Consider the following 3,026-nt stretch of genomic DNA (forward strand, 5'->3'; position numbering starts at 1 on the left):
GTGGCATACCAGAGCCACGATCTGGTCCGAGCAATGGTCGCCGACGGCAGTGCGGCGCCGGCCGCCTTGCGCGTCGATGGCGGGATGGCGGCGAACGCCTGGCTCTGTCAGTTCCTCGCCGACATTGTCGAGGTGCCGGTCGAGCGACCGGCCAATCTCGAGACGACGGCTTTGGGTGCTGCCTTCCATGCCGGGCTGGCGACGGGCCTATGGCCGGACCTTGCCGCGCTCGCTCGCACCTGGGTTCCGGCCGAGCGGTTCGAACCGAGGATGGCGGCCGGGCTTCGGCGAGACCTGCTGGCGGGCTGGGCAAGCGCAGTGGACAGGACGCTCGAGCGCCCCCGCGCTACCTGAGTTTGCTGATCGTGAGTTTGTCGGCTTTTGCCCGGATCTGGACCGATTCCTCGCTTCGGGTCAGGGCCTTGGCGATGGCGCGGACCGACATGCCTTTGCCGGCGAGCAAATGGAGCTTCTGGATCTCGTCCTGCTTCCACGGCTGGCGGTGACGTTCGAACTTCTCGCCCAAGGTTAGCCTCCCTTCACTGCCGGCATCTCCGGCAAATCGTCACAAGCAGTCGTCGGGTTGGAAGCTCACTTCGTCGTGCTCCCGGACGAGCCCAAGCTTGCGAACGAGCATGGGCATGGTCAGGCCCTGAACCAGAATCGAAAAAGCGACGACCAGGAATGCCGCACTGATGACTTCGCCGCGCTCCGGCAGGGTCACGGGCAGCGCCAGCGCGAGCGCAAGGGCAAGGGCACCCCTGAGGCCCCCCCAGAAAAGCACATGCTTGTATTTCCAGGGTACCGCGAGGCGCGTGCGGGCAAAGGCGAGGCTGCAAGGGTAGACCGTGACAGCACGGCCCAAGAGCGCGGCGACGGTTGCCACCGCCGCGATCGGAATGGCGGCCAGGAGCGCCGGGGAGGCCTCGGCATCGCCGATCAGCAGAAACACGAAGCTGTTGGCGACGAACGCGGTAAATTCCCAGAAAGTAAGAAGCGCCGGCCGCCCGGCCGTTGAAATCGAACCAAGCTTGCCAAAATTGCCGATCAGGATGCCGGCGGCAAGCGTCGCTAGGACTCCCGACATGTGGAAATAGTCAGCGAGCCAAAAGCTGCCGTAAGCGGCGATCATGGTCAGGCTGATTTCAACCAACCGATCTTCCGTTCTGCCGGCGATTTTCAAACAGGCCCAGCCAATGGCGAGACCGCATAGGGTGCCGCCGACGGCGATCTTGACGAGCGCAAAGCTAATTTCACCCAGACCAGCGCCTGCTCCGGCGGAAATACCTAGCAGAATCGCGAACCCAAGCGCCGCGACGCCGTCATTTAAGAGGCTTTCCGCTTCCACGATCAAATGAAGGCGATGTTCGACGCGGACTTCCTTGAACATGGCAATGACCGAGACCGGATCTGTGGCGGAGATCAGCACGCCGAAGAAAAGTGCGGCCAGCCAGCTCCAGCCAGCAAGGAAATGCATCGCCCCCGCGACCAATACCGCGGCAAGCAGCACGCCAACGGTGACAAGCATGAGCAAGAGCGGCAATTCGCGTTTGAACGGCGGCCAATTGATCTGGATTGCGGCTTCGAACACCAAAGGCGGTAAGAAAACCAGCATGATCAATTCGGGCGTCAGCTGCAGGTCGGTGCCAATCGGTGTCAGGGCCAGGATGAAACCGGCGACCACCAATCCGACGCTGTAAGGCATGCCGACGCGGCGCGTGAACATGGCGGTCAGCGATGCCACGAAGAGAATCAGTCCAAGTAACGGGAGATTGACTGGTGTTTGAGGCCCCATCAGGTCTTGGCTAGCGGAAGGGGCGGGTTGGGCCAACCTCAAAGCTGGAATCTGCAGGTCGTCCTGCTACACCCCGCCGTTCATGTCTGACGATCAAACCCCACCGGCCAACCATCTCTATCTCGTCGACGGGTCGAGCTACATCTTTCGCGCCTATCATCGGCTGCCGCCGCTGACCAACCGCCACGGGATGAACGTCGGAGCGGTCTATGGCTATACGGCGATGCTGTGGAAGCTCGCCGACAGCCTCAACAAGGCTGACGGGCCGACCCATATGGCGGTCATCCTCGACGCCGCGGGCAAGACCCACCGCGACGACATGTTCGACCAGTATAAGGCCAACCGCCCACCCGCGCCCGAAGATCTGGTCCCGCAATTCCCGCTGATCCGCACCGCGACGCGCGCCTTCAGCATCCCGTGCATCGAAACCGTAGGCCTGGAGGCCGACGACATCATCGCCTGCTATGTGACCGCGGCGAAACAGGCGGGGTGGCGGGTGACCATCGTCAGTTCCGACAAGGATCTGATGCAATTGGTCGAGGACGGTTCGGTCGACATGTTCGACACGATGAACGACCGGCGGATCGATGAGGCCTATGTCAACGACAAGTTCGGTGTCGGGCCGGAGCTGGTCGGCGATGTTTTGGCGCTGATGGGCGACAGCGTCGACAATGTGCCGGGCGTACCCGGCGTCGGCCCGAAGACCGCGACCCAGCTGATCCAGCAGTTCGGCGACCTCACCACGGTGCTCGCCAGCACCGACCAGATCGCCAAACCCAAGCTCAAACAGAATTTGATCGACCATGCCGACAATGCGCGATTGTCGCGCGAGCTGGTGCGGCTGGTGTGCGATGTAGCCCTGCCCGAGCCGCTCGAAGATTTGGCACTGACCGGCATTCCCAAGGAACCGCTCAAAGAGTTTCTGGAGGAGCAAGGGTTCAAGACCTTGCTGGCGCGGATGATCGGCGGCAGCGAAGCCGTCGTGCGGAGCAGCGGCAGTGACGTCATGGCGCCGGCGCCAGCAGCAGTGGAAGTCATAGAGGTCGACCGATCAGGTTATGAAACGGTGACCGATGCAGCGGCGCTTGATCGCTGGATCGAGGAAGCGCGCGGCTATGGCTATATCGCAGTCGACACCGAGACCGATTCCATCGATTGCGTGATCGCCAAGCTCGCCGGGATCAGCCTTGCCACCGCCCCCAACCGCGCTTGCTACATCCCCGTCGGGCAT

General features: G+C 62.6%; 4 protein-coding genes. 2 read left to right on the forward strand and 2 right to left on the reverse strand.

Annotated features, from left to right (window positions below):
- The coding region (locus tag RMO25_RS08890) for an FGGY-family carbohydrate kinase (protein ID WP_309662249.1) at positions 1–354 on the forward strand (354 nt) is incomplete at its 5' end.
- Here the strand turns inward: RMO25_RS08890 and RMO25_RS08895 are convergent.
- Together RMO25_RS08895 and RMO25_RS08900 are read right to left on the reverse strand one after the other, a co-directional pair.
- Positions 347–526, reverse strand: coding sequence for a hypothetical protein (locus RMO25_RS08895; protein WP_309662250.1), 180 nt, complete (start codon positions 524–526; stop codon positions 347–349). The two genes, RMO25_RS08890 and RMO25_RS08895, sit on opposite strands and share 8 nt — an antisense overlap.
- A 39-nt stretch (positions 527–565) precedes the next feature.
- Positions 566–1,795 (reverse strand): sodium:proton antiporter, encoded by a 1,230-nt coding sequence (locus tag RMO25_RS08900; RefSeq protein WP_309662251.1) that lies wholly within the window; start codon positions 1,793–1,795, stop codon positions 566–568.
- Between the two features lie 82 nt (positions 1,796–1,877).
- On the opposite strand from RMO25_RS08900, the gene RMO25_RS08905 reads away from it, so the two are divergent.
- Positions 1,878–3,026: 5'-3' exonuclease H3TH domain-containing protein (locus RMO25_RS08905; RefSeq protein WP_309662252.1), on the forward strand; the 1,149-nt coding region annotated here is incomplete at its 3' end.

Source organism: Sphingomonas sp., assembly GCF_031361285.1.
Taxonomy (GTDB): domain Bacteria; phylum Pseudomonadota; class Alphaproteobacteria; order Sphingomonadales; family Sphingomonadaceae; genus Sphingomicrobium.